The organism is Streptomyces manipurensis, from assembly GCF_049570255.1.
Taxonomy (GTDB): Bacteria; Actinomycetota; Actinomycetes; order Streptomycetales; family Streptomycetaceae; genus Streptomyces; species Streptomyces manipurensis.
On record NZ_CP186950.1, the window covers coordinates 6,926,991 to 6,953,306 of the forward strand.

Genomic DNA, 26,316 nt, shown 5'->3' on the forward strand with positions numbered 1-26,316 from the left:
GGCTACTCCGTACGACGGCGGCGCCTGGCCGCGAACACGGCGGCGGCACCGATCAGCAGCACCAGAGCCCCGGTGGCGACGGCGGGCAGGTACGACCCGGCGTCGTGCCGCGCGTCGGCGGCGGGAGCCGCCTCCACCACCGCGGGCCCGGCGGCCGCGGCCGGTGCGGCGGACGTCGGTGGCGCGGACGGCGTGGCGGCCGCGCTCTCGGAGGCGCTGGGCGACGGTACGGGGCTCGCCGGGGCGGTGGGGCTCGGCGGCGGGGTCGTCGGCGGGGCGGCTGGGGGCGGGTTCTCGGGCCTGGGGCCCGTGTCGACGTTCGGCGGGAGGGGCTTCGCGGTCCGGGTGTCCTTCGGCGCGGGGCCGCCGGTGGCCTTGGTGTTCTTGGCGCGGAGCTGGTCGGGGGTGACCGTGGGCTTGCCCTCGGTGCCCTCGATGTTCGTCCCGCCGAAGATCCACAGGTCGACACTGCCGGGCTTCGGCTTGTAGAGCATGGCGCCGAGCTGGCTGTACTGCCAGGTGTTCTGCCCGGGGTCGGCGTGCCAGTACGACCAGTACGCGGAGGCCGGCGGGGTCAGGACGCAGTCGTCCTGCTGCGGCGTCGGGTACTGCCGGCCGCCCTGGTGGCCGCTGTAGCCGATGCGGCAGATGAAGGCGGGGCCGTCGTGCCCGGTGCCGGTGGTGGCCCAGCCGCCCTGGTTGAGCAGCTCGTAGCCGGTGGTGGGAGTGGTCCCGCAGGAGCGGTAGACGGGGCCGCCCCAGTGGCTGAAGTCCACGGCGAGCACGACCCCCGAGGAGGTGGTGCACTGCCCCATGGGCTGCGGTGCGGCGCCGGCCGGGGCGGCGGTGGCGGCGAAGGCCGCCACGGTCAGCCCCAGCGCGGCGGCGGTCCGGGCCAGGGCCCGGACGACCCGGTGGCGGCTCATGCCCCGCTCCCCGGGGTCGCGCGGCGGCGCTTCGCGGCGCGGGTGAGGGCCCAGCCGCCCAGGGTCAGGGCCGCGGCCGCGGCGGCGAGGGCGCCCACCTGAGCCCCGGTGGAGGCGAGGGGGCCGCTCGCGGAGGAGCCGGCGCCGCCCCCGTTCTCGCCCGGGGTGACGATGACGGGCGAGCCGTTGCCGCCGGAGCTGCCGCCGGACGTGCTGGGCAGCGGCTGGGGGGTGGTGCCGGTCAGGTCGCGGGTCAGGAGCCCGAAGGAGATGCCGGTGGCGCCGCCGACGGCCTGGGTGGAGGCGCGCAGGTCGGAGCCGGTCTGGCCGCCCTTGGCGACGTTGAAGCCGCCGTCGGCGTTCTGCTGGCCCGCCAGGAACGCGCGGGCCTTGGCGATCTGGGCTCCGTACGTGGCCGCATCCAGTGAGAGACCCTGGACGGCCAGGGCGGCGGAGTTCACCGAGTTGCCGGAGGCTCCGGGGAAGCCGCCGTCCTCCTTCTGCTGGGCCGCGAGCCAGGCGAGGGCCTTGTCCACGGCCGCCTGGGAGGAGGCGTCGGGGAGGAGGTCGACGGTCATGGCGGCCATGGCGGTGGAGTCCACCTCGGGGCCGCTGGGCTCGCCGATCAGGCTGACCCAGGCACCCGAGGGGTCCTGGAGGCTCTTCAGGTATGCGGCGGGCTCGGCCGCGGCGGCCTTCTCCCCGGCGCGCAGCTGGGCCATGACGCCGAGGGACTGCTTGAACACGGACGTGGCGTAGGCGTAGTTGCCCTTCGCCGCGCACTCCTGGCGGGTGGTGGTCTTCGCCTGGCAGGTGGCCTTGGCGAGAGCGGCGATCAGGTCCTGGCCGCCGAAGCTGCGGGGGTCGCGGCCCACGGACTGGGCGAGCACGGCCGCCTTGCCGAGGGAGCCGCCGTTGGCGTACTTCGTGCCGACGAGGGTCCACTCGTGGATGCCGCGGCCCGTGCCGTCCTTGCCGCCCTTGTCCATGAAGTCGACGATGTTGCGCAGGGCGGCGTTGTCCTCCCCGGTGGCGGCGAGGGCGTAGGCGCCGTCGATGGTCAGCCCGTAGTCGGCGAAGCCGCTCCCGGGCCGGCTCTCGTAGAAGCGGCCCTGGACCAGGCGGGACGGTGCCGTCAGATACGTGACGCCCTTCTTCACGTCGGGTCCCTGACCGGGCGGCGGCGTGGTCGGGGTGGGAGGTGTCGTCGGGGTGGGCGGTTCGGCGGGCTTGGCGGTCAGGGTGGCGAGGTCGGTGCCGGCGCCCGCGATCGCGGCGGTCGCGGTGGGGTACACCCGCGATTCGGTGTCGTCCTCGGCGAAGCCGAATCCCCCCGACGGGAGCTGGCGCTTGGAGAGCCAGGAAACACCGGCGTCCGCGAACGCCTCGTCGCCGAGGGCGCGCAGGGCCTGCGCGGCCCAGCCCGTGGCAATCGGGTTGCCGGTCGTCTCGTAGTGGACGGCGGGCCAGGCACCGGTCGCCAGCTGGGACCTCTTCAGGTGGTTGCGGGCCTTCTGCAGGACCGCCTCATGGCCACCGGCCCGCTCCAGGGCCAGGGCGATCAGGCCGGTGGAGCCGGCCTCGCTCTCGCACCCCTCGGCTCCCGGCCGGATGAGGACACTGGTGAACCCGCCGTCCTCGCACTGCAGGAAGGTCAGCCGGGCCACGGAGCCCGCCGGGGGAGTGACCCCCGCGTTGACCAGGGCGATGACGGCCATGGCCTGCGCCTCGGCCTGTCCGGTCGTACGGAAGTCGCCCTTGGTGAAGCAGCCTTCGACCGTCTCCCCGTCGCCGATGTCGCGCGGGCAGGCGTACTTCACCAGGTCGCCGAGCAGGTCGTGGCCGCCGAACGCGCGGGGATCCTTGCCGGTGGCCTCGGCGACGAGGGCCAGCCGGGCGGCGGCGGTGGCGTCCGGGATGCCGTCCTTCCCGGCCGGGTAGGCGTACGCGTCGGTCTGCGCGGGCGTGGCGAGGAAGTCGGCGATCTTCTTCGCCACCGGGCTCTTGCGGTCGGCCGCGGCGAGCGCGAACACGGCCTCCGTGGTGAGGAAGTGGTTCGGGGTGGTCGAGCCCTCGTCGACGACACGCTCGCCGTCCGTGAGCGCTCCGGTGACCCAGCGGGTGGTCGCCCGCACGTCCACCGCGCCGGCGGGCACCTTGGGCGGGGCCGTCGGCACGGTCGGGTCGGGAGTGGTGAAGCCGCGGACGTCGTCGGGGGTGAACGACGGCTTGCCCTTGGTGCCGGCAATGTCGGTGCCGCCGTAGACCCAGGCCTCCACGTCGCCCGGCTTCGGGCTGCGGGCCATGGCGCCCTGCTGGCTGTAGGACCACTTGCGCTGCCCGGGAGAGGCGGTCCAGTACGACCAGTAGGCCGTGGCCTGCGGGGTGAGGACGCAGTCCTCCCGGTCGGGCGTGGGGTACTGCGTCCCGGTGCCCTTGCCGATGCGGCAGATGAAGGCGGGGCCGTCGTGGACGGTGCCCTGCAGGGTGAAACCGGCGGTCTGCAGCAGCTCGTAGCCGGTGGTGGGCGTGGTGTCGCAGCCCTTCTCCAGCGCGCCGCCGAACGGGCCGAAGTCCACGGCCACGATGGCGCCGGTGGTGGCCGTGCACTGCTCGATCGGGTCCGCCGAGGCGGGCGCCGACCCGCCGGCGAAGGCCACGCTCGCGGCGCAGGTCAGCAACGTCGCCGCCATGAGCGACAGCGGTCCCCTGCTCCTCGGGTGTCGCTCTGCATGCTGTGCGGTCCCCACCACGGCCCCTCGTGTCGGCCGGGCGGAGCAGAGCGTGGCGGAGGGCTCCCACGGCCGTGCGGGCACGGGGGAGCCGTTCGAACCACGCCGTAGTCCGCGACGGCGCTTCTCGCTGCAAAAACCTGGCCCCAGGCATTCCGACTCGCCCGGACGGACCGGGCCTACGGTTGCGGGTCAGCGCCGGACTTCGACCGGCTTCCCCTGGGGCTGAGTGCTTATCAGTCGGAGTGGACCACGCGGTCCGAGACAGCGTCAAGGTGCGCTGGGTCTCAGGGGACCGGGCTCCGCCGGCGCTCGACCGGCCCCGCACGCGGTGGCTGGCGGACCCTTGATCACTCGGGTAGCGTCCTGGGCTGCCACATGGGGGAACCTGGTGCGAATCCGGGGCTGACGCGCAGCGGTGTGGGACGGCAGGGGGCCGTCACCGAGCCCGAATGCCCATCTGGCGTTGCCAGTTCACCAGCCGTACCACGCGATCCGGACGGCCGCCACCGAGCTCCGGGCCGTCGCCCGTGCGAGCTCCGGTCGGGCCGGCGTCCCTCATTCCAGGAGCAGGCCATGTCCCGTACCCGCACACAGCGCCGCCTCACCCTCGTGGTGCCCGCAGCGCTCGGCGCGCTCGCCCTCACCGTACTGCCCGCGTCCGCCACGTCCTCGCCCGCGCAGATCGCCACGTCCAAGGCGAACGGTGTGACCTATCTCAAGTCGCTCCAGGCCGCGGACGGTTCCTACGCGGGAGCCGGTCTCTCCAACGAGTGGGCCTTCACCACCTTCGCGGCGGCCGGCACGGCCGTCGTCGACGTCCACCCCGGCGGCGACACCACGAAGAACGCCCGGACCGTCTACCGCAACCTGCTCTCCACGGCGGGCTGGCCGCAGGCCTCCCCGGTGGTCACCGACTACGAGCGCGGCACCCTCAACGCCTACGCGGCCGGCATCGACCCGATGCGGGTCTCGGCCTCCCGCAACCTCATCGCACACGTGTACTCCTACTGGCAGACCGCCGAGGCCGGCTACTTCGGCCCCTCGGGCAACTTCAACGGCACGGTCTTCGCGGCCCTCGCACTCGGCGGTGCCAAGACCCAGGCGGGCGGCGCCCGTGTCCCGCAGGCGCTGACCGACGCCATGGTGGCGCGCCTGCGCGCCAACCAGCACGTGGACGGCGGCTGGACCTACCAGAAGGGCGAGGGCAACCCGACCGTCCTGAACTCCGCGAGCGACGTCGACATGACCGGCGCGGCCATGGCGGCCCTGTGCGTGTCCGGGGTCCCGAACACCGACACCGACGTCGTGCAGGCGAAGAACTTCCTCAAGAGCACCCTGGTGTCGGGCAGCGGCGCCTTCAACTCCCTCTACGGGGTGAACACCAGCTCCAACGGCTGGGGCGTCGCGGGTCTGAACGCCTGCGGGTTCAACCCCCAGACCGGGGACTTCCTCACCGGCAGCGGCAAGACCCCGATCGACTTCCTGATCGCCAACCAGTACAACCCGGCCGGCGGTTTCAAGTACAAGCCCGCGGACACCGCGCCCACCGCCTACGCCTCCATCGACGCCCTGCGGGCCGTCGCCGGGGGAGGGTTCACCACGGCCCCGCCCGTCCCCGTCACGCCGGGGGCCCCGCAGTGGGTCGCCCAGTCCACCTTCACCGCCGGTACGGCGACCCGGCTGGCGCTGACCGTCGACGACGGTGCGGGCAGCCTCAAGGTCTGCTCCGTCTCCTTCACCCCGACCGGTACGACCACCACCCTCGGCGACGTCCTGGCCGCCGCCACGAGCGGCGCCACCCCGGCCGGCTGCGTCACGAGCGTCACGCCCTCGTCCGGCACCGGCACCATCACCAACATCAACGGCAAGGCCAACAGCGGCTCCCACACCTGGAAGGTGAGCGTCGACGGCTCGGCCTTCGCCGGAGCGGCCCGCAACAAGGTCATCAACGTCGGCGACACCATCGCCCTGCGCTGGGGCGCCTGACCGCCGCGACCACCCGCCCCCGCGGAGGACCGCGGGGGCGGGCGCCCGGCGGGTAGAGGGAGCGTTGGGCGCCTCTGACCAGGGCGTTCACGAAAATACGCCTGGAGGTTCGGCGGGCTCTCCGGCTACGGTGCGGGCATGGTGAATTTCGTGCTGGTCGCAGGTGCACGGCTCGGGGCGTCGGCGTGGGGCGAGGTGGTGCCGCATCTGCGCGCGGCAGGCCACGGCGTCCATCCGCTGACGCTGTCCGGTCTCGCCGACAAGCAGGGTGTACCGGCGGGGCAGCAGACGCACGTCCAGGACATCGTCGACGAGGTGGAACGCGGCGGTCTGCGTGACGTGGTCCTGGTGGGTCACAGCTACTCGGGCATCCCGGTGGGCCAGGCCGCACAGCGGATCGGTGACCGGCTAGCCCGCGTGGTGTTCGTCGACTCGAGCGTTCCGGCCGACGGCGAGTCGTTCGTCTCCGCCCGGCCGGACGGCGGGGCGGCCCTGGAGGCGGCCATCGCCGGGGGCGGAGGGTTCTGGCCGGTCCCACCGGCCGCGCACTACGACGGCGAGGGTCTCACCGACGAGCAGATCGCACGCCTCGTGCGGGGCTCGACGCCGCACCCGGGCGCCACGCTGACCGAGCCCGCCGTGCTGTCGGGGCCGCTCGGCGCACTTCCGGCGACGTACGTCCTGTGCGTGATGCCGGGGACCGCTCCCGAGGACGCCGAGCCCGACGACGAGGTGGCCGAGCTGCTGAACGGCGAGAGCTGGCGGCTGGTCAGGCTGGACACCGGCCACTGGCCGATGTTCTCCCGGCCGCGCGAGCTGGCACAGGTCCTCCTCGACGCCGCCGCCGAGTGAGATCACCCCGCCCCGTGAATTGAAGATCATTCACGGGGCGGGATGCCCTTCCGGCGCAGGCTCTAGAAGGACGTCCAGGTGAAGGAGACCTGGTCACCGGCGCTTATCCTGAACTGGCAGCCGCCGACGGGGGTCGGGGTGCCGTTCACGGCGATGCTCCAATAGGCGGAACCCCCGCCGCTCACGTTCTTGACCGTGTCGACGGAGAAGTCGTCGAAGGACGCGTACCACGCACCGTCCCAGGTGAAGCCCTTCTTGCGGGCGGCGTCGTCGAGGGCGGCGGTGGGCGTGGGCACCTTCGACGCGTGGGTGCCGCCGTTGGTCCCGTCGCACTTGTGGGTCCCGCCGGTGGCCGTGGTGACGTCGTGGCCCTTGGTGGTGACCTTGCCCTTGAACAGCTGCCCGTCGGGGCCCTGGACGGTGACGGTCACCTTCACGGCCTTGTTGGTGTTCGGCTTGGCGTGGGCGTCGGCCACGGCCGGGGAGGTGACGAGCGCGAGGGCCAGGGCGACCGTGGTGATCGCGGAACGGCGGGCGAGGGTCTGGCGCATGGAGTGCCTTCCTGGTGGGATCTACGGGTCCGCCGGAGCGGCCCGTCGACCCGCGCTCGCGCACTCCCGCGGCGGCGCCCTCGCGGAGGGCGCGCCGGAGTACCGGGCCGGGCTGGGGGCTTCGTCCTGCAGACCATGACAGTGGGAAGCGGTGCACATCGCACCCCGGGTACTCCGACTCACGGCGCCGGGCGCCGTTCACGGTTGCAGGTCAGCGCCGGATTCCCACCGGCTTCCCCCAGTTGTGCGGGTATTCGATTGTCGGTCCCCGCCGCACGGGCCGGAGCAGAACGCATCGTACGACCTGGTGGGCGGCGCCGGAAGCCGGTTCCCGAAGGAGGGCGATGTGAGTGAACCGGCCGTGGGCGCGCGGGCGATGGCCCTGGACTTACTAGGACGTCCAACTATATGTTCGTGGCACAAGGTCCGCGGTGCAGGGAAGCCGGTGTGAATCCGGCACGGTCCCGCCACTGTGACCGGGGAGTGTGCTGCCATCCACACGCCACTGACGAGGTCTGTCGGGAAGGCGGGCGGCGCGCGGGGATCCGGGAGTCAGGATACCGGCCGCGGATTGTTCCGTGTTGTCCACGAGGATGGAGCAGACACGCATGGCACCGGTTTGTACCCACGACCCTGGTGATCCGGCGGAGCGCGCACACACCGATTCCGCGCGCTCGTAGTTCCCTCGGCGTTCCGCGGCGGCGCATCCCCATCGGGGTGCGGCCCGCCGGTCTGCCGTGCCATCCCCGGATCCCACCTGACGAGAGCAGGCATCCATGGTCCGTGAACTCACCCATTTCATCGGCGGAAAGCACACCACCGGCCTGTCCGGACTCTTCGCCGACGTGTACGACCCGAACACCGGCACGGTCCAGGCGCGGGTCCCGCTGGCCGGGCGCGCCGACACCGAGGCGGCCATCGCCAACGCCGAGGAGGCGCAGGCGGACTGGGGCCAGTGGAACCCGCAGCGCCGGTCCCGGGTGCTGCTGCGCTTCCTCCAGCTCGTCGAAGGCGAGCGGGAGAGCCTCGCGCGGCTGCTGTCCGCCGAGCACGGCAAGACCGTCGCCGACGCCCACGGAGACCTCCAACGCGGCCTCGAGGTAGTGGAGTTCGCTGCGGGCATCCCACACCTCCTCAAGGGGGAGTTCACCGACAACGCGGGCACCGGCATCGACGTGCACTCCCTGCGCAGCCCGCTCGGCGTCGTCGTCGGCATCACCCCCTTCAACTTCCCGGCCATGATTCCGCTCTGGCAGGCCGCACCGGCGCTGGCCTGCGGCAACGCGTTCATCCTGAAGCCCTCCGAGCGCGATCCGTCCGTACCGCTGCGACTGGCCGAGCTGTTCCTGGAGGCCGGTCTGCCGCCGGGCGTCCTCAACGTGGTCAACGGGGGCAAGGAGGCCGTCGACACCCTCCTCGAGGACCCGCGGGTCCAGGCGCTCGGCTTCGTCGGCTCCACTCCGATCGCCGCGCACATCTACGCCACCGCCGCCGCGCACGGCAAGCGCGCCCAGTGCTTCGGCGGAGCCAAGAACCACATGATCGTGATGCCCGACGCCGACCTCGACCAGGCCGTCGACGCCCTGATCGGCGCCGGCTACGGCTCGGCGGGCGAGCGCTGCATGGCGATCTCCGTGGCCGTCCCGGTCGGCGAGGAGACCGCGGACCGTCTCGTCGCCGCCCTGAAGGACCGCATCGCCACCCTCAGGATCGGCCGGTCCGACGACCCCGCCGCCGACTTCGGCCCCCTGGTCAGCCGGGACGCCCTCGACCGGGTGCACCGGTACGTGGACATCGGCGTGAACGAGGGCGCCGAACTCGTCGTCGACGGCCGCGGGTTCACCCTCGACGGGCACGAGAACGGCTACTTCGCGGGAGCCACCCTCTTCGACCGCGTCTCCCCGCAGATGCGCGTCTACCGCGAGGAGATCTTCGGTCCCGTCCTGTGCGTCGTACGGGCCGCCGACTTCGAGGAGGCGCTGCGGCTGCCGAGCGAGCACCCCTTCGGCAACGGCGTGGCGATCTTCACGCGGGACGGGGACACCGCCCGCGAGTTCACCCGCCGGGTCAACACCGGCATGGTCGGCGTCAACGTACCCATCCCGGTGCCCGTCGCTTACCACACCTTCGGCGGCTGGAAGAAGTCCGGCTTCGGGGACCTCAACCAGCACGGCCCGGACTCCATCCGCTTCTACACCCGTACCAAGACCGTCACCTCGCGCTGGCCCTCCGGGGCCAAGGAGGGCGCGAGCTTCACCATCCCGACGATGGGATGAGCGCCGTGACCACCACCCTCACCGAGGACCAGCTCGCCCTCGCCGAGGTCACCCTGGACTTCGCGCAGGAGCAACTGGCCCCGCACGCCGTCACCTGGGACCAGGACAAGCACTTCCCCCTCGACGTCATCCGCCGGGCCGCCTCCCTCGGCCTCGCCGGCGTGTACGTACGCGAGGAGCACGGCGGTTCCGGCCTCAGCCGCAGCGACGGCGTGCTCGTCTTCGAGACCCTCGCGACGGGCTGCCCGTCGATCGCCGGATACCTGTCCATCCACAACATGGTCGCCTGGATGATCGACCGTTACGGCGACGACGTCCAGCGCGCCGCCTGGCTGCCGCGTCTCTGCTCCGCCGCGAGCCTCGGCAGCTACTGCCTGACCGAACCGGGGGCCGGCTCCGACGCCGCCGCCCTGCGGACCCGTGCGGAGCGGCAGGGCGACCACTACGTCCTGACCGGGGTGAAGCAGTTCATCTCCGGTGCCGGCGCCTCCGACCTCTACGTGGTCATGGCCCGCACGGGCGAGCCCGGTCCGGGCGGGATCTCCGCCTTCGTCGTCGAGCGCGATGATCCCGGGGTCTCCTTCGGCCCCAACGAGCGGAAGATGGGCTGGAACGCCCAGCCCACCCGTCAGGTGGTCCTCGACGGCGTCCGGGTCCCCGCCGGCCGGCGGCTCGGCGCGGAGGGCGACGGCTTCCGCATCGCCATGAACGGCCTCAACGGCGGCCGGCTCGGCATCGCCGCCTGCTCCCTGGGCGGCGCGCAGAGCGCCCTCGACCGGAGCCTGTCCCACCTCGCCGACCGGGAGGCGTTCGGCGGGCGTCTGCTGGACGCGCAGGCGCTCCAGTTCCGGCTGGCCGACATGGCGACCGAGCTCGCGGCCGCCCGGGCCCTGGTGCGGCAGGCGGCCGAGGCCCTGGACGGCGCCGACCCCCTGGCCCCGCGCCTGTGCGCGATGGCCAAGCGCTTCGCCACCGACACCGGGTACGCCGTCGCCGACGCGGCCCTCCAGCTGCACGGCGGCTACGGCTACCTCAGCGAGTACGGCATCGAGAAGATCGTCCGCGACCTGCGGGTCCACCAGATCCTGGAAGGCACCAACGAGGTCATGCGCGTCATCGTCGCGCGCGGACTCACGGAGACACTGCGATGACCCACGACAAGCCCGTGGACCACCACGACACCCACGAGGACGTCCTCGTGCACACCGAGGGCCGCGCCGCGTACCTCACCCTGAACCGGCCCAAGGCCCTCAACGCCCTCTCGCACCCGATGGTCCTGCGCATCGAGGAAGCGCTCACGGCCTGGGCGGACGACCCCGCGGTCGAGGCGGTCGTCCTCCGGGGCGCCGGCGAACGCGGCCTGTGCGCGGGCGGGGACATCCGCGCCATCCACGAGGACGCCCGCACCGGCGGAACCGCCTCGGCCGGCTTCTGGCGCGACGAGTACCGGCTCAACGCCCTGATCGCCCGCTACCCCAAGCCGTACGTCGCCCTCATGGACGGCATCGTCATGGGCGGCGGGGTCGGCGTGTCCGCCCACGGCAGCGTCCGCGTGGTCACCGAGCGCTCCCGCGTCGCCATGCCGGAGACCGGCATCGGATTCGTGCCCGACGTCGGCGGCACCTACCTGCTCGCCCTGGCCCCCGGTGAACTCGGCACCCACCTCGCGCTCACGGGAGCCCCCGTCGGCGCGGCCGACGCGCTGCTGTGCGGACTCGCCGACCACTTCGTCCCCTCGTCCGCGCTGCCGGCGCTGGCCCGGGAGCTGGCCGCGGACCCCGTGCACGCCGTACTGGAACGGCACGTGGAGGAGGCGCCGGCCGGGAGCCTTGCCGCCGCCCGCGAGTGGATCGACCACTGCTACGCCGCCGACACCGCCGAGGGGATCGTGGCACGGCTGCGGGCCGCGGGCGTCCCGGCCGCGGCCGCGGCGGCGGACACCCTGACGGCCAAGTCCCCGACGGCCGTCAAGGTCACCCTGGCCGCACTGCGCCGGGCACGCCGGCTCGGGCCGCTGGAGAAGGTGCTGGAACAGGAGTACCGCGTCTCGTGCGCGGCACTCGCCTCGCACGACCTGGTGGAAGGCATCCGTGCCCAGGTCATCGACAAGGACCGCGATCCGCGCTGGGCCCCGGCCGCGCTGGAAGACGTCACCCCGGCGGACGTGGACCGGTACTTCGCCCCGCTCGACGCGCACGAGCTGCGGCTCGTCGCGGCCGCTTCGTCGCAGGAGGTCGTCTGGTGAGCAGCACCGTCGCATTCATCGGGCTCGGACACATGGGCGGCCCCATGGCGGCCAGCCTGGTCAGGGCCGGTCACCGGGTCCGGGGCCACGACCTGGTGCCCGGCCTGGTGGACGCCGCCGCCACGACCGGTGTCGAGCCCGCCGGGTCAGCGGCCGAGGCCGCCGCCGGAGCCGACGTGGTGATCACCATGCTGCCGGCCGGCCGGCACGTCCTCGCCCTCTACCGGGAGGGGCTCCTGGCCGCGGCCCGGCCCGGGACCCTGTTCGTCGACTGCTCCACCATCGACGTCGCCGACGCCCGGGCGGCGCACCGGGCCGTCACCGACGCCGGACACCGGGCGCTGGACGCCCCGGTGTCCGGGGGAGTGGTGGGCGCGGAAGCCGCCACGCTCACCTTCATGGTGGGCGGCGGCGAGGCGGAGTTCGCCGCCGCCGGGCCCCTGCTCGACGCCATGGGCAGCAAGGCCGTCCACTGCGGCGCCGCCGGTGCCGGCCAGGCCGCGAAGATCTGCAACAACATGATCCTCGCCGTCTCCATGATCGGCGTCAGCGAGGCCTTCGTCCTCGCCGAGAGCCTCGGCCTCGACCACCACGCGCTCTACGACGTGGCCTCCACCGCCTCCGGCCAGTGCTGGGCCCTCACCGTCAACTGCCCGGTCCCCGGACCCGTCCCGACGAGCCCGGCCAACCGCGCCTACCGGCCCGGCTTCGCCGCCCCCCTGATGGCGAAGGACCTTGGCCTCGCCGCGAACGCCCTGAGGTCCGGCGGGGTGGACGCCCCGCTGGGACTCAAGGCCGCCCAGATGTACGCCGACTTCGCCGAGGGCGAGGGCGCCGACCTGGACTTCTCGGCGATCGTACGCACCCTCCGCCACGACGGAGCGAACCCGAACGGAACCCCCGCATGACCACCGCCTACGAGACCGTCCTGCTCGAACGCAAGGGCCGCGTCGCCGTCCTCACCCTCAACCGGCCCGAAGCCCTCAACGCCCTCAACCTCCGGGTGATGACCGAGGTCGTCGCCGCGGCGGAGGAACTCGACCGGGACCCCGAGGTCGGCTGCATCGTCCTCACCGGCTCCGCGAAGGCCTTCGCGGCGGGCGCGGACATCAAGGAGATGCGCCCGCAGAGCTACATGGACATGTACCTCTCGGACTGGTTCACCGCCTGGGACCGCCTCGGCCAGGTCCGCACGCCCACCCTGGCCGCCGTCTCCGGCTACGCGCTCGGCGGCGGCTGCGAACTGGCCATGCTCTGCGACATCCTGCTCGCCTCCGACACCGCGAAGTTCGGGCAGCCGGAGATCAGGCTCGGCGTCATTCCCGGCATCGGCGGATCCCAGCGCCTCACCCGCGCCGTCGGCAAGGCGAAGGCGATGGAGCTCTGCCTGACCGGCCGCACCATGGACGCCGCCGAGGCCGAGCGCGCCGGCCTGGTCTCGCGGATCGTCCCCGCCGACGAGCTGCTCGCCGAGGCACTCGCCGTGGCCACGACCGTCGCCGAGATGTCGAAGCCGGTCGCGATGATGGCCAAGGAGGCCGTGAACCGCGCCTTCGAGACCACCCTCACGGAGGGCGTCCGCTTCGAACGCCGCCTGTTCCACGCGGTGTTCGCCACCGCAGACCAGAAGGAGGGCATGTCCGCCTTCGTGGACAAGCGTCCGCCGCACTTCACCCACGGCTGAGCCCGGCGTCCTCGACGCCGCGCCTCCTGCCGGGGCCCCGGGTGTTCCCGGGCCCCGGCAGGCCCCCGGTGGCGTCAGGTGCCGGGCGGCAGGGTGAAGTCGTAGACCCCTCCGTCGAAGGCGGTGTACGCCTCGTAGTCCAGGACCTCGTACAGGCGCGAGCGGCTCTGCATGCGGGGGAGGAGGGGCTCCTGGCTCCCCTCCTCCGCGAGCGTGCGCAGGCCGTCCTCGACCGCGCCCATGGCGAGGCGGAAGAGGGTCACCGGGTGGATGACGAGGTTGTAGCCGAGGTCCTCCAGGACGCGGGCGGACAGCAGGGGGCTCTTGCCGAACTCGGTCATGTTGGCCAGCAGCGGCACGTCGACGGCCTTGCGGAAGGCCTCGAACATGGCCTCGCTGCGCAGGGCCTCCGGGAAGACCGCGTCCGCTCCCGCGTCCACGTACGCCCTGGCGCGGTCGATCGCCGCCTTCGGGCCCTCGACGGAACGGGCGTCGGTGCGTGCCATCAGGAGGAAGTCCGGATCGCGCCGGGCGTCGGCGGCGGCCCGCACACGGCGCACCATCGCCTCACGGGGAACGAGCGCCTTGCCGTCGAGGTGACCGCACCGCTTGGGGTCGGCCTGGTCCTCCAGGTGCAGGCCGGCCAGCCCGGCGTCCTCCATCAGCTGGACGGTGCGGGCGGTGTTCATGGGTCCACCGAAGCCCGTGTCGGCGTCGACGAGTACGGGCAGATCGGTGACACGGGTGACCTGCCTGTCCCGCTGCGCGACTTCCGCGGAGGTGGTGAGGCCGAGGTCGGGCAGGCCGAGATCGGCGGCGAGCACGGCCCCCGAGAGGTAGACCCCGTCGAAGCCCGCCTCCTGGATGAGGCACGCCGAGTACGGGTTGACCGCGCCCGGCATGCGCAGCAGCCGGCCCGAGGCCAACTGCTCACGGAGACTCCGCCGCCGGGCGATCAGGCTGCGCAACGTGCCGCGGCGCCGATCCGGCACGGCCGGTGACTTCACTCCCCGCCCAGCTCCTGTGCGTACGCGGTGAGCTCTGCTTCCTGATCCCAGGTCAGGTGCCGTACCTCCCAGACGAGCGAGGCGGTGGCGACCACCTCGGGTCCCGGATCACGAGGCGCGGCCGACGGCCGGACGCCGGTCAGCTCGGCCAGCACGGCGACCGGTGTGCCGAGGGTCGCGGCGAAGCCGTCGAGCATCTCCCCATCGAGGGGCTTGGTGCCGCGCCCCACCGCGCCGATGGTCGAGGCCGCCTTGCACACACCGGACATCAGGCACATCACCTTGGCCGTCCCCAGCCAGTTCAGGTTGCGGAGCGCGAGCATCCGCAGGAGGAGCGAGCCGAAGCCCGGCGGGTACTGCTCGTGCGGGCGGGGCCGCCAGGGGGCGAGCGTGCCCTCCGGCGCGGTCATGGACCGGGCCCGGGTCCGCAGTTCCCTTCTGTCGGAGTCGGTGAGGCCGAGGGCACGCGACACCAGGGAACTGGAGGCGCCGGCGGTCCCGTCGAAGAGCCACGCCGTCGCCGGTACGGGGAGGTCCGCGACGAGCAGGAGGTCGTGGGTGCGCAGCCTGGTCCGCTCCGCAAGGCGGTGGAGGAAGCCGTCGGTCGGTGGCCAGGTGGCCGGGAGACCGGCCACGCGCGCGAGGCGCGCCAGGCGCACGTCGGGTCCGGGATGGTTCGAAGGTTCCATGAGCGCCTCGGTCGCTGGGGTGGAGGGGCGTGTTCGCGGTGTCCGGGACGGAGCCGGTGTCAGCCGCGGGGGGACGAGGACGACGGTGTGACCGGGTACGGGACGAAGGTGCTGCTGTTCTCGTCGACGGCGAGGGTGCGTCCGAGCGGGGGCACGGCCCGCTGCGGGCAGTCGAGACGTTCGCAGAGGCGGCAGCCCATGCCGATCGGGGTGGCGGCCGCCGTGTTGTCGAGGTCGAGTCCGTCGGCGTACACGAGGCGGGAGGCGTGCCGGATCTCGCAGCCGAGGCCGATCGCGAAGGTCTTGCCCGGTTCGCCCCAGCCGCCGCGGTGGCGGGTGACGGCCCGCGCCGTCCAGAGGTACCGCTGCCCGTCGGGCATCGCGGCGACCTGGACGTGGATGCGGCCGGGCGCGGCGAAGGCTTCGTAGACGTTCCAGAGCGGGCAGGTGCCGCCCGCGCGGGAGAAGTGGAATCCGGTGGCGGACTGCCGCTTGGACATGTTCCCGGCCCGGTCGACCCGTACGAAGGAGAAGGGCACCCCGCGCAGCCTGGGGCGTTGGAGGGTGCTGAGGCGGTGGCAGACGGTCTCGTAGCCCAGGCCGAAGTGGTCGGTGAGCCGCTCGATGTCGTAGCGGAACTCCTCGGCGGCCCTGTGGAAGGCCGTGTACGGCAGGATCAGCGCGGCGGCGAAGTAGTTGGCGATGCCGATCCGTGCCAGGGGACGCGCCTCGGAGCCCGCCGGGAAGTCCTCCGCGGCCAGCCGGTCCAGCTCGTCCCCGTACTCGAGGAGGGCGAGCTGCGTGGCCATCCGGAAGGCCTGCTGGCCGGGGCGGAGCCTGCTCGACAGGTGCAGGACGCGGCCCTCGGCGTCGTAGTGGTGCAGCCGGTCGGAGTCCGCGGTGATCCGCACCCCGTGCCGGTCGGCGAGCCGGCGGGTCAGGGCCCGGATGACCTCCCCGGGACGGACGGCGATCTCCCGGGCCAGGTCCTCGGCGGCCAGGTCGGTGTCGTGGAGGTAGTTCTGCCGCCGGTAGAAGAACTCGCGGATCTCCTCGTGGGGGGAACGAGGGGCCTGCGCCGGGCCGCCCCGGCCCTCGGCCGCGTCCGCGAGGCGCTCCGCGAGGAGCTGGCCGCGTCGCCCGAGGTCCAGCAGCACGGAGGCGACCGCCGGCATCCGGGTGGCCAGCTCGGCCAGGTCGGAGGGGGAGACGCGGGCCTCGGCGACCTCGTTGGCCAGTGCCTCGCGCAGGTCGGCGACCATGCGGCTGGTGTCGCGCTCTGAGAAGAACCCCGGGTCCACCCCGAAGGCCTCGGTGAGGCGCAGCAGCACCGGGACGGTGAGCGGGCGGGAGTCGTGCTCCATCTGGTTGAGGTAGCTGGGGGAGATGCCCAGCACCCTGGCCAGGTCGGCCTGCGTCATGCGCCGTTCCTCACGCAGCCGCCGCAGCCGTGCTCCCGCGTAGGTCTTGCTCACCGGACTCCTCCACCGTCGGACGGGCCCCGTCAGCATACGGCGGAACAGCCGGTCGGCAGCCTTCGCAACCTTGGCAATTCCGGCCTCGAAGATTTGCAGACCTTGGCATGCGTACCTTCTTGATGGCACCCAGTGCCAATGTCAGAGTCGGTCCTGCGGCCAGCCGGAACCGGTGGCCGGGAAGGAACCGGAATCCCGAATCATGCCCTGATGACGGGGATCCGGTCGTCCTTCTCCCGGCAGATCGGTAGATCGGCAGCATTGCTCAGCTCCGGCCCCATGGCGGATCCGGCGGCCGCACCTTCTTCATCAGGCACAGCGTGCCAATGCGTGGATCCCGGTCGGGGGCATTGGCAAGACCAGCGACGACGGAAACGGTGACGGTCATGGCAGAGGCGAACAAGGCGGCGGCCGAGCAGCTCAGGCAGCGCTGGGCGGACGATCCGCGCTGGGCGGGGATCGAACGGACCTACGCGGCCGAGGACGTGGTCCGGCTGTCCGGGAGCGTCCGCGAGGAACACACCCTGGCCCGGCGCGGCGCCGAACGGCTGTGGCGCCAGCTCCACGAGCGGGACTACGTCCACGCCCTCGGCGCGCTCACCGGCGGACAGGCCGTGCAGCAGGTCCGGGCGGGACTCCAGGCGATCTACCTCTCCGGCTGGCAGGTGGCCGCCGACGCCAACCAGGCCGGGCACACCTACCCCGACCAGAGCCTCTACCCGGTCAACTCGGTCCCGCAGGTGGTGCGCCGCATCAACAACGCGCTGCTGCGCGCCGACCAGATCGCCACCGCCGAGGGCGGCACCGACACCACCGACTGGCTCGCGCCGATCGTCGCCGACGCCGAGGCGGGCTTCGGCGGCCCCCTGAACGCCTTCGAACTCACCAAGGCGATGATCGCGGCTGGTGCGGCGGGCATCCACTACGAGGACCAGCTCGCCTCCGAGAAGAAGTGCGGCCACCTCGGCGGCAAGGTCCTCGTCCCCACCGCGCAGCACGTCCGCACCCTCAACGCCGCCCGCCTCGCGGCCGACATCGCCGACACCCCGACCCTGATCATCGCCCGCACCGACGCCCTCGCCGCGACCCTCCTGACCAGTGACGTCGACGAGCGGGACGCCGAGTTCTGCACGGGCGAGCGCACCGCCGAGGGCTTCTACCACGTCCGCAACGGCATGGCCCCGGTCATCGCCCGCGGCCTTGCCTACGCCCCGTACGCCGACCTGATCTGGGTGGAGACCGGGACCCCGGACCTGGCGCAGGCGCGCGAGTTCGCCGAGGCGATCCACGCGCAGTACCCGGACCGGATGCTGGCCTACAACTGCTCGCCCTCCTTCAACTGGAAGGCGGCGCTGGACGACGACCAGATCGCCAAGTTCCAGCGGGAGCTGGGAGCCATGGGCTACAAGTTCCAGTTCATCACCCTGGCCGGCTTCCACTCCCTCAACCACGGCATGTTCGACCTGGCCCGCGGCTACGCCGAGCACGGCATGACCGCGTACGTGGACCTCCAGGAGCGCGAGTTCGCCGCCCAGGCCCACGGATTCACCGCCGTCAAGCACCAGCGCGAGGTCGGCACCGGCTACTTCGACCTCGTCTCCACCGCGGTCAACCCCGCGTCCTCCACCACCGCCCTCACCGGCTCCACCGAGGAAGAGCAGTTCCACTAGGAACCCCCGTTCCCCGGTCCGGCCGGGCCCGGCCCGGCGTTCTGCCGCACGCCGTCCGAAGGCGCCCGGGGGCTCCCCGCCCCCGGGCGCCCGACGCCCCACGCTGAGGAGAACCACCCATGTCACCCACGCCCCCGACCAGCAGCGTCCGGGTGCTCGGCGCGCCGGCCGAGCGTCACGAGGAGATCCTGACCCCCGAGGCCCTGGAGTTCGTCGCCCGGCTCGACGCCGCCTTCGCGGACCGCCGCCTGGACATCCTCAAGGAACGCCGCCGCCGCTCCGCCCACCTGGCATCCGGGACGCCGCTGGACTTCTCCCGCGCCACGGCCGCCGTCCGCGCCGACACCGACTGGCGCGTGGCCCCGCCCGCTCCCGGTCTGACCGACCGCCGGGTGGAGATCACCGGCCCGCCGGAGCGCCGTATGACGGTCAACGCGCTCAACTCCGGTGCGCAGGTCTGGATGGCCGACTTCGAGGACACCACCGCCCCCACCTGGGACAACATCATCGGCGGTCAGCTCAACCTGCTCGACGCCATCGAACGGCGCATCGACTTCACGACACCCGGGGGCAAGGAGTACCGCCTCGGCCCGGACCCCGCGACCATCATGGTCCGCCCCCGCGGCTGGCACCTCACCGAAGACCACCTGGAGATCGACGGGCGGCCCGTGCCCGCCTCCTTCGTCGACTTCGGCCTCTACTTCTTCCACTGCGCGCAGCGGCAGATCGACGCCGGGCACGGCCCGTACTTCTACCTGCCGAAGCTGGAGAACCGCACCGAGGCACGGCTGTGGAACGACGTCTTCGTGGTTGCCCAGGACCTCCTCGGCATCCCCCGCGGCACCGTGCGCGCCACGGTCCTCATCGAGACGATCACCGCCGCTTTCGAGATGGAGGAGATCCTCCACGAACTGCGCGAGCACAGCGCGGGACTGAACGCGGGCCGCTGGGACTACCTGTTCAGCCTGATCAAGACCTTCGGGCACCGCACCGACTTCCAGCTCCCGGACCGCGCCGCCGTCACCATGACCGCCCCCTTCATGCGGGCGTACACCGAACTCCTCGTCCGCACCTGCCACCGGCGCGGGGCGCACGCCATCGGCGGCATGGCCGCCCACGTCCCCAGCAGGGACCCGGACGCCAACGCCGCCGCGTCCGCGAAGGTCAGGCTCGACAAGGAACGGGAGGCCGAGGACGGCTTCGACGGCTCCTGGGTCGCCCACCCCGGCCTCGTCCCCCTCTGCCGGGAGGTCTTCGACGGCGTGCTCGGGGACCGGCCGCACCAGCTGGAACGCACCCGGGAGGACGTCGAGGCCACGGCCGCCGATCTGCTGTCCGTCCGCAGGATCGCCGCGCCGCCGACCACCGAGGGCGTCCGCTCCAACGTGGCGGTGGCCCTGCGCTACTTCGACGCCTGGCTGCGCGGCAGCGGCGCCGTCGCGCTGAACGGCCTGATGGAGGACGCCGCCACCGCCGAGATCGCCCGCGTCCAGATCTGGCAGTGGCTGCGCCACGACCGGGTGGACCGCAGCACCGTCGTCGACTTCCTCGACGCCGAGTGCGCCGCCCTGGAGGCCGAGGACCCGCAGGCGCTCGTCCTCGCGGCGCGGGAGCTCTTCGTGGACTGCGCGCTCTCCGTGCAGCTCCCGCCGTTCTTCACGCCCGAGGCCTACACCCGGCACCTGGTGCGCCGCGCGCCCGCGCGGGTGAACGCGTGAACGCCCGCCCGCAGCCGGCCGGCATCCGGCGCGTCGGCGTCGTCGGCGGGGGACAGATGGGCGCGGGCATCGCGGAGGTCTGCGCCCGGGCCGGCCTGGACACCGTCGTGGCCGAGGCGGACGCCACCGCGGCCCGGGCCGCCGCCCAGCGGGTGGCCGTGTCCCTGGAGCGTGCGGTCCAACGGGGCAAGCTCGACCGCCTCTCGGCGGAGGACGCCCTCGCCCGGCTCGTGTTCACGGGCGACCTGGAGGACCTCGGCGACCGGCAGCTCGTCATCGAGGCGGTCACCGAGAACCCGGAGGCGAAGACCGAGGTCTTCACGGCCCTCGACAAGATCGTCGCGGACCCCGGGGCGATCCTCGCCACGAACACCTCCGCCATCCCGGTCATGCGCCTGGGCATGGCCACCGGCCGGGCCGACCGCGTCGTGGGACTGCACTTCTTCAACCCCGTCCCCGTCCTCCCCCTCGTGGAGGTCGTCTCCTCCCTCCACACCTCGGCGGACACGCTCGACGCCGTCGAGACGTTCGCCCGTGACGCGCTCGGGAAGACCACGGTCCGCTCCCAGGACCGGGCGGGATTCGTCGTCAACGCGCTGCTGATCCCGTACCTGCTCTCCGCCGTACGGATGGCCGAGTCCGGTTTCGCGAGCGCCGCCGACGTGGACGCCGGGATGGAGCTGGGCTGCGCCCACCCCATGGGCCCGCTGAGGCTCGCCGACCTGATCGGCCTGGACACCGTCGCCGCGATCGCCGAGTCGCTGTACGAGGAGTTCAAGGAACCGCTGTACGCCCCGCCCCCGCTGCTCCAGCGGATGGTGCAGGCGGGGCTGCTCGGCCGCAAGACCGGCCGCGGGTTCCACACGTACGGCCGGGTCTGAGGGGCCCGGCACGGCTCCGGGGCCGAGGGTGCGCCGGAGGTACGGGGAACGGCGGGGCGGGGCGCGTGGTGTCGCCCCGTCCCGCCGTTCCCCTCCCGTCGTGGCCGGGCCGGACGCCGTGGCGTTCGGCCCGGCCGGCGGGTCGTCAGCCGTGGTCGGCCGGGAGTTCCGCGCGGACCTCGCGGGCGGCGGCGACCAGGTTCTCCAGCGAGGCCCGGGTCTCGGTCCAGCCGCGGGTCTTCAGGCCGCAGTCGGGGTTGACCCACAGTCGCTCGGCCGGGATCGCCTCGAGTCCCTTGCGCAGCAGGGACGCGGCCTCCTCGGCGCCGGGAACGCGCGGGGAGTGGATGTCCCAGACGCCCGGGCCGGCCTCACGGGGGTAGCCGTGCCCGGCCAGCTCACCGGCCACCTGCATGTGCGAACGGGCGGCCTCCAGGCTGATGACGTCCGCGTCGAGGTCGTCGATGGCCTGGACGATGTCCCCGAACTCGGCGTAGCACATGTGCGTGTGGATCTGCGTGTCCGGCCGGACACCGCTGGTGCTGAGCCGGAACGCCTCGGTCGCCCAGGCCAGGTACGCGCCGTGGTCCGCGGCCCGCAGCGGGAGGGTCTCGCGCAGCGCCGGCTCGTCGACCTGGATGACGGACGTGCCCGCGGCCTCCAGGTCGTTCACCTCGTCGCGCAGGGCGAGCGCGACCTGCCGGGCCGTCTCGCCGAGCGGCTGGTCGTCGCGGACGAAGGACCAGGCGAGCATGGTGACCGGGCCGGTCAGCATGCCCTTGACCGGCTTGGACGTCTGCGCCTGGGCGAACGTGGTCCAGCGGACCGTCATCGGCTCGGGGCGGGAGATGTCGCCGGCCAGGACGGGCGGGCGGACGTAGCGCGTGCCGTAGGACTGGACCCAGCCGTGCTGCGTGGCGACGTAGCCGGTGAGCTGCTCCGCGAAGTACTGCACCATGTCGTTGCGTTCGGGCTCGCCGTGCACGAGGACGTCGATGCCGGTCTTCTCCTGGAAGGCGATCACCTCGCGGATCTCGTGCTCGATCCGCTCCTCGTAGCCGGCCGCGTCGATCCGACCGGCCCTGAGGTCGGCGCGGGCCACGCGCAGTTCGTAGGTCTGCGGGAACGAGCCGATCGTGGTGGTCGGCAGCACCGGCAGGCCCAGGTGCGCGCGCTGCGCCGCCGTGCGCTGCTCGTAGGGCTGGGAGCGGCGGCCGTCCGCGTCGGTGACGGCCGCGGTGCGCGCCCGGACCGCCGGGTCGCGGGTGATCGCGGAGCCGGCGCGGGAGGCCAGGTCGGCGCGGTTGGCGGCCAGTTCGGCGGCGATGGTGTCGGTCCCCCGGGCGAGGCCGCGGGCGAGGGTGGCGATCTCGGCGGTCTTCTGCCGGGCGAAGGCCAGCCACCGCCGGATCTGCGGATCGATCTCGCGCTCGGCCGAGGCGTCCAGCGGGACGTGCAGCAGCGAGCAGGACGCCGCGACGTCGACCCGGTCGGCCAGACCGAGCAGGGTGCCCAGGGTGGTCAGCGACTTCTGGTAGTCGTTGATCCAGATGTTGCGGCCGTCGACCACACCCGCGACCAGACGCTTGCCCGGCAGCCCGCCGACGGCGGCGAGATCCTCCACGTTCGCGGCGGCCGAGCCGGTGAAGTCGAGGGCCACCCCCTCCACCGGGGCGGCGGCGAGGACCTGCAGCGCGTCGCCGAGCCGGCCGAAGTAGGAGGCGACCAGCAGCTTCGGCCGGTCGGCGGCCGCGCCCAGCTCACGGTAGGCGCAGGCGGCGGCGTTCAGTTCCGCCGGGGTGCGGTCCTGGACGAGTGCGGGCTCGTCCAGCTGCACCCACTCGGCGCCGGCGGCACGCAGGTCGGCGAGGACCTGCGCGTAGACGGGCAGCAGCCGGTCCAGGAGGGTGATCGGCTGGAAGTCCGCGGCCACGCCCGGAGCGGGCTTGGCGAGCAGCAGGTACGTCAGCGGGCCGACCAGGACCGGGCGGGCCGTGTGGCCGAGGGAGAGGGCCTCCGTCAGCTCGGCGACCTGCCGGGCGGAGTCGGCGGTGAAGACGCTGTCGGGGCCCAGCTCGGGTACCAGGTAGTGGTAGTTGGTGTCGAACCACTTGGTCATCTCCAGCGGCGCCACGTCCTGCGTGCCGCGCGCCATCGCGAAGTAGCCGTCGAGGGGGTCCGAGGCCACCGCCTCGCGGTGCCGGTCGGGGACGGCGCCCAGCATCACGCTGGTGTCGAGGACGTGGTCGTAGTACGAGAAGTCGCCGGTCGGCACCTCGTGGATGCCGGCCTCGGCCAGCTGCTGCCAGTTCGAACGGCGCAGATCGGCGGCCGTCTGCCGGAGGGCTTCGGCGGTGACGAGGCCCTTCCAGTAGCCCTCGATGGCCTTCTTCAGTTCACGGTTCTGCCCCTGGCGGGGGTAGCCGTACACGGTGGCCCGTGCTGCCGCGGCTGCGGGCTTCGCTGTCACGGAACTCTCCTTCGCGAGATGTGTCCAGGAACGTCCCGGTGACGGGACACGGACGCGAAGGGGACGACGGAGGGCACGGACCACGCCGCGGTACACCACCGCACGTGCCGTTCTCCGTGTACGCCGACCCGCCCACGAGGTCACCGGAACCTCCGTGCGCGGAACGTGTCCGCGTACGGGCAACGGGCAGGTCTTCGGACTCGCGGGCACGTCGGCCTCTGTCGAGGCGGACACCTAGTGGCCGTCGCTTCCCAGGACCGTTCTCCGGTCCCAGTGCGTATGACGGCGGTCGTTCCCGCTCACCGCTGCGGGGCAGTCCCGGATTCCCACCGGGTTCCCTCTTACGACGCATCCCGCCTGGCGGACGGGGCGAACCAGCTGCCCGGCCAGCGTAGGGGCCAGGATCGCTCAGCGGCGAGCTTTGTCCATCATGCGGACGCGGGAACGAGACAATCTGATGGCCGGTTCGCGCCGGGCCGCCCTTCGGGCGACCTCGGGGACCGAGGGGACCGCGGGGAACGCCCACCGCACGGCGTGCGAAGGGGCGTGTCACCGGGAGGAGGCGCCGGAGCGGTTGCGGGCCCGGGCCGTACGCCGTTTCGTGGCGCGGCGCTCCTCCTCGCTCATGCCGCCGCACACACCGAACTCCGGGCCGCTGCCCTCCAGGGCCCACCGCAGGCAGGCCTCCTGCACGGGGCAGCGGCGGCACACGGACTTGGCCTCCTCGATCTGCAGGAGCGCCGGGCCGCTGGAGCCCAGGGGGAAGAAGAGGTCGGGGTCCTCCTGCCGGCAGGCCGCCTCGTGGCGCCAGTTCATGGTCTTTCCTCCATCCGGTCGGTGCGGATCCTTGCCGGATCTCCTGACCGTTGTGGCCGGGTCTATTCAGGAAATCGGTGACCGTTCGCGGCTGTTGCACCGATTCGAGCGCCGGATGCGAGCCGCCGCCCGATCCGCGCGGGCGGACTTGGCGGGGGCGGACCGGACGGGGCCCGGATGAACCCGCGGCGTCCGGGCAGCAGCGGAGCATGGCCGTACTGCGAAAGCTCGCCCGCCCCCTGCTCGCCGCCCCGTTCGTCACCGGCGGCCTGCACGCCCTGCGCCACCCCGACGCCGCTGCCGTGGACTCCGTACGCCCCGTCGTCCAGGCGGTCGGGGCCCGTTTCCCGGCGCTCGACGGAGATCCGCGCCACCTCCTGCGTGCCACCGGCGCCGTCCAGGCCGGCGCCGCACTGCTCCTCGCGACGGGGCGTGCCCCGCGGCTGGCCGCGCTGACCCTCGCCGCCACCCTCGTACCGACCTCACTGGCCGCGCACGCCCACCGGACGCCGGAGGACCCGGACGAACGCGCCCGGCAGCGCGCCCGCCTCCTGACGGACCTCTCCGCGCTGGGCGGCCTGCTGATCGCCGCGGCCGACACCCACGGCAAGCCCTCGCTCGCCCACCGCTCCCGCCACGCGCTGCGCCGTTCGGCAAAAGCGGCGGCGAAGCACACGCCCGGCGGCGGCCTGCGGTCATGACGGCGCGGGCACCTCCTACCCTTCGCGGGAGGGGGCCGCACGAGCACCCGCACAGGGAGCTGAACATGGGGTCGACCGCGTCACGTCCGGTGTTCCGGCGCTCCGTCGTCGCGGTCGCGCCCCCGCCGCCGGCGTGTCTACGGGACGAGGAGGCGGCGGCGCTCGCGGGCCGTCAGGCCGCCCCAGACACCGTGGGGTTCGCGCGTGGCCAGCGCGTGCTGCAGACAGACCTTCACCACGGGGCAGGACCCGCACACCGACTTCGCCTGTTCGTCCCGCTCCCGGCGTTCCCTGCGCCCCTCCTCCGCCGCGGAGAAGAACGGCTCCGCCCCCACCTCGCGGCAGACCGCGTGGGCCTGCCAGGCCCAGTTCTGCAGCAGGGGGGCCGGGAGGAGGGAGGACTTCGGCATCGGTGGCTCCTTGGCATCGGTGTTCTGCGAGCACGTCTGTTCGCATTCGCCCCGCTGAAACCCACCCGGGCCCACCACTCCTGACGGCGGGTGAGTCCGTACGGCGTCACGGCGTGACGGCGCCACGGCACCCGCCCCGACGAATGCGGGGCGCGGGCGCATGAAACGGCGACGGCGAAGCATGTGCGGGAGATGGAGTGCGTCATCTACGACCAGGCCTCGGGCCTCTCGGAGCACGTCGAGTGCGAGCTGCCGGAGGACGGCTGCAGGTCGGCCCTGAAGCGGTTGCGGACCCTGGGGACGGCCGAGTTCGCCTGGGTGCGGCTCGCCGACCCGTCGGAGGCCGAACTGGTTCTGCTCACCACGGAACTGGACCTGCACCCGCTGGCCGTCGAGGACGCGCTGCACGGACGCCAGCGTCCCAAGAGCGAGCGGTTCGGCGACGTCCTCGCCGTCGCCCTGAAGACCCTGCGGTACGTGGAGGAGGAGACGGCGGTGGAGACCGGCGACGTCATGATCTTCGCGGGCCCGCGCAGCGTCCTCACCGTGTGCCACGGGCCGATCGACCCGTGCGCGGAGGCGGCCCGGCGGCTGCACGCCGACCCGGACATGCTGCGCCTCGGCCCCTGGGCCGTCGTGCACTCCGTGCTCGACGTCGCCGTCGACGCGTACAGCGACGCCGCGCGCAGGGTGCGCGCCACCCTGGACCGGCTGGAGGACCAGGTCTTCTCGACCACCCGCGTGGACCACACCGAGAGCATCTACTCCCTCAAGCGCGAGGTCCGCGAGTTCCGCGACGCCGTGCAGCCGCTGGTCCCGGTGGCCCAGGGCCTCCCGGGCGGCCCGGCACGGGAGCACCCCGAGCCGAAGATCGCCCCGTACCTCCGGGACGTCGCCGACCACCTCCACCGCACGGACCTGGAGGTGCGGACCCTGGACGAACTGCTCGACTCGGTCCTCGGCGCGCAGCAGGCCCGCGTGGGCACCTGGCAGAACGACGACATGCGGCGCATCTCCGCGTGGGCGGCGATCTTCGCGGTCCCCACCATGGTCGCCGGGGTGTACGGCATGAACTTCGAGCACATGCCGGAGCTGCGCTGGTCCTACGGCTACCCGCTCGCCGTCGCCCTCATGGTGCTCGCCGCGGGCTCCCTGCACCGCGCCTTCCGGCGCAACGGCTGGCTGTAGGGACGCCCCCGTAGGGACGCCCCCGCCCCTGCCCGA

Annotated in this window: 21 protein-coding genes and 3 riboswitches; of the genes, 12 read left to right on the forward strand and 9 right to left on the reverse strand. The window is 73.0% G+C overall.

Annotated elements, in window-relative coordinates; genetic code table 11:
• Nucleotides 1-2: 2 nt before the first annotated feature.
• Both ACPU2J_RS31515 and ACPU2J_RS31520 read right to left on the reverse strand, forming a co-directional pair.
• Nucleotides 3-926 (reverse strand): hypothetical protein, encoded by a 924-nt coding sequence (locus ACPU2J_RS31515; protein ID WP_420078579.1) that lies wholly within the window; start codon nt 924-926, stop codon nt 3-5.
• Nucleotides 923-3,619, reverse strand: coding sequence for a prenyltransferase/squalene oxidase repeat-containing protein (locus ACPU2J_RS31520; RefSeq protein WP_423834581.1), 2,697 nt, complete (start codon nt 3,617-3,619; stop codon nt 923-925). The genes ACPU2J_RS31515 and ACPU2J_RS31520 overlap by 4 nt, the downstream gene beginning before the upstream one ends.
• A 369-nt stretch (nt 3,620-3,988) precedes the next feature.
• Nucleotides 3,989-4,136, forward strand: a riboswitch (cobalamin riboswitch).
• A 98-nt stretch (nt 4,137-4,234) separates the two neighbouring features.
• Here ACPU2J_RS31520 and ACPU2J_RS31525 point away from each other — a divergent pair.
• Nucleotides 4,235-5,647 carry a hypothetical protein gene (locus ACPU2J_RS31525; protein WP_423834582.1) on the forward strand — a complete coding sequence of 471 codons (1,413 nt, stop codon included), beginning with the start codon at nt 4,235-4,237 and terminating at the stop codon, nt 5,645-5,647.
• 138 nt (nt 5,648-5,785) lie between these two features.
• Nucleotides 5,786-6,499, forward strand: a complete 714-nt coding sequence (locus ACPU2J_RS31530) for an alpha/beta fold hydrolase (protein ID WP_420078576.1) — start codon at nt 5,786-5,788, stop codon at nt 6,497-6,499.
• 62 nt (nt 6,500-6,561) lie between these two features.
• Here the strand turns inward: ACPU2J_RS31530 and ACPU2J_RS31535 are convergent, their stop codons facing one another.
• Entirely contained in the window at nt 6,562-7,050 is a 489-nt protein-coding gene (locus ACPU2J_RS31535; RefSeq protein WP_423834583.1) for a DUF4430 domain-containing protein, read from the reverse strand.
• Between the two features lie 412 nt (nt 7,051-7,462).
• A riboswitch (cobalamin riboswitch) is annotated at nt 7,463-7,633 on the forward strand.
• 193 nt (nt 7,634-7,826) lie between these two features.
• Here ACPU2J_RS31535 and ACPU2J_RS31540 point away from each other — a divergent pair.
• From ACPU2J_RS31540 to ACPU2J_RS31560, 5 genes are read left to right on the forward strand one after another with little or no spacing between them, the layout of a single operon-like run.
• Nucleotides 7,827-9,326 carry a CoA-acylating methylmalonate-semialdehyde dehydrogenase gene (locus ACPU2J_RS31540; RefSeq protein WP_423834584.1) on the forward strand — a complete coding sequence of 500 codons (1,500 nt, stop codon included), beginning with the start codon at nt 7,827-7,829 and terminating at the stop codon, nt 9,324-9,326.
• Nucleotides 9,323-10,477, forward strand: coding sequence for an acyl-CoA dehydrogenase family protein (locus tag ACPU2J_RS31545; RefSeq protein ID WP_365071421.1), 1,155 nt, complete (start codon nt 9,323-9,325; stop codon nt 10,475-10,477). The genes ACPU2J_RS31540 and ACPU2J_RS31545 overlap by 4 nt, the downstream gene beginning before the upstream one ends.
• A complete protein-coding gene (locus ACPU2J_RS31550; RefSeq protein WP_423834585.1) occupies nt 10,474-11,571 on the forward strand; it encodes an enoyl-CoA hydratase/isomerase family protein in 1,098 nt (365 codons plus the stop codon). The genes ACPU2J_RS31545 and ACPU2J_RS31550 overlap by 4 nt, the downstream gene beginning before the upstream one ends.
• Nucleotides 11,568-12,479, forward strand: coding sequence for a 3-hydroxyisobutyrate dehydrogenase (gene mmsB / locus ACPU2J_RS31555; RefSeq protein WP_420078571.1), 912 nt, complete (start codon nt 11,568-11,570; stop codon nt 12,477-12,479). Before ACPU2J_RS31550 ends, mmsB begins: the two co-directional genes overlap by 4 nt.
• A complete protein-coding gene (locus ACPU2J_RS31560) occupies nt 12,476-13,255 on the forward strand; it encodes an enoyl-CoA hydratase (protein WP_420078570.1) in 780 nt (259 codons plus the stop codon). Before mmsB ends, ACPU2J_RS31560 begins: the two co-directional genes overlap by 4 nt.
• A 74-nt stretch (nt 13,256-13,329) precedes the next feature.
• Here the strand turns inward: ACPU2J_RS31560 and prpB are convergent, their stop codons facing one another.
• Genes prpB through ACPU2J_RS31575 form a run of 3 tightly spaced genes read right to left on the reverse strand, consistent with a single transcriptional unit; the run spans nt 13,330 to nt 16,426 of the window.
• Nucleotides 13,330-14,262, reverse strand: a complete 933-nt coding sequence (prpB, locus tag ACPU2J_RS31565; protein WP_423834586.1) for a methylisocitrate lyase — start codon at nt 14,260-14,262, stop codon at nt 13,330-13,332.
• Nucleotides 14,259-14,951, reverse strand: a complete 693-nt coding sequence (locus ACPU2J_RS31570; protein WP_420078569.1) for a hypothetical protein — start codon at nt 14,949-14,951, stop codon at nt 14,259-14,261. The genes prpB and ACPU2J_RS31570 overlap by 4 nt, the downstream gene beginning before the upstream one ends.
• Before the next feature lie 59 nt (nt 14,952-15,010).
• Nucleotides 15,011-16,426, reverse strand: a complete 1,416-nt coding sequence (locus ACPU2J_RS31575) for a short-chain fatty acyl-CoA regulator family protein (RefSeq protein WP_420078568.1) — start codon at nt 16,424-16,426, stop codon at nt 15,011-15,013.
• Between the two features lie 386 nt (nt 16,427-16,812).
• On the opposite strand from ACPU2J_RS31575, the gene aceA reads away from it, so the two are divergent.
• The 3 genes from aceA to ACPU2J_RS31590 all read left to right on the forward strand — a co-directional run bounded on the left by aceA (nt 16,813) and on the right by ACPU2J_RS31590 (nt 20,695).
• A complete protein-coding gene (gene aceA, locus ACPU2J_RS31580) occupies nt 16,813-18,096 on the forward strand; it encodes an isocitrate lyase (RefSeq protein WP_389071300.1) in 1,284 nt (427 codons plus the stop codon).
• Between the two features lie 119 nt (nt 18,097-18,215).
• A complete protein-coding gene (aceB, locus tag ACPU2J_RS31585) occupies nt 18,216-19,814 on the forward strand; it encodes a malate synthase A (protein WP_423834587.1) in 1,599 nt (532 codons plus the stop codon).
• The gene (locus tag ACPU2J_RS31590; protein WP_365489263.1) at nt 19,811-20,695 is read left to right on the forward strand and encodes a 3-hydroxybutyryl-CoA dehydrogenase; all 885 of its coding nucleotides are present in this window, start codon (nt 19,811-19,813) and stop codon (nt 20,693-20,695) included. Before aceB ends, ACPU2J_RS31590 begins: the two co-directional genes overlap by 4 nt.
• 145 nt (nt 20,696-20,840) lie before the next feature.
• Here the strand turns inward: ACPU2J_RS31590 and metE are convergent, their stop codons facing one another.
• Together metE and ACPU2J_RS31600 are read right to left on the reverse strand one after the other, a co-directional pair.
• Entirely contained in the window at nt 20,841-23,165 is a 2,325-nt protein-coding gene (gene metE / locus ACPU2J_RS31595; RefSeq protein WP_423834588.1) for a 5-methyltetrahydropteroyltriglutamate--homocysteine S-methyltransferase, read from the reverse strand.
• Nucleotides 23,166-23,333: 168 nt separating this feature from the next.
• Nucleotides 23,334-23,559: riboswitch (cobalamin riboswitch) on the reverse strand.
• Between the two features lie 155 nt (nt 23,560-23,714).
• The gene (locus ACPU2J_RS31600) at nt 23,715-23,981 is read right to left on the reverse strand and encodes a WhiB family transcriptional regulator (protein ID WP_423834589.1); all 267 of its coding nucleotides are present in this window, start codon (nt 23,979-23,981) and stop codon (nt 23,715-23,717) included.
• 209 nt (nt 23,982-24,190) lie between these two features.
• Between ACPU2J_RS31600 and ACPU2J_RS31605 the strand changes: the two genes are divergently transcribed.
• Nucleotides 24,191-24,682: a DoxX family membrane protein gene (locus ACPU2J_RS31605; RefSeq protein ID WP_420078565.1), complete on the forward strand. Its 492-nt coding sequence runs from the start codon at nt 24,191-24,193 to the stop codon at nt 24,680-24,682.
• 137 nt (nt 24,683-24,819) lie between these two features.
• Here the strand turns inward: ACPU2J_RS31605 and ACPU2J_RS31610 are convergent, their stop codons facing one another.
• Nucleotides 24,820-25,092, reverse strand: a complete 273-nt coding sequence (locus ACPU2J_RS31610; RefSeq protein ID WP_365071449.1) for a WhiB family transcriptional regulator — start codon at nt 25,090-25,092, stop codon at nt 24,820-24,822.
• A 192-nt stretch (nt 25,093-25,284) separates the two neighbouring features.
• On the opposite strand from ACPU2J_RS31610, the gene ACPU2J_RS31615 reads away from it, so the two are divergent.
• Nucleotides 25,285-26,280 (forward strand): magnesium and cobalt transport protein CorA, encoded by a 996-nt coding sequence (locus ACPU2J_RS31615; protein ID WP_420082289.1) that lies wholly within the window; start codon nt 25,285-25,287, stop codon nt 26,278-26,280.
• Nucleotides 26,281-26,316: the final 36 nt, after the last annotated feature.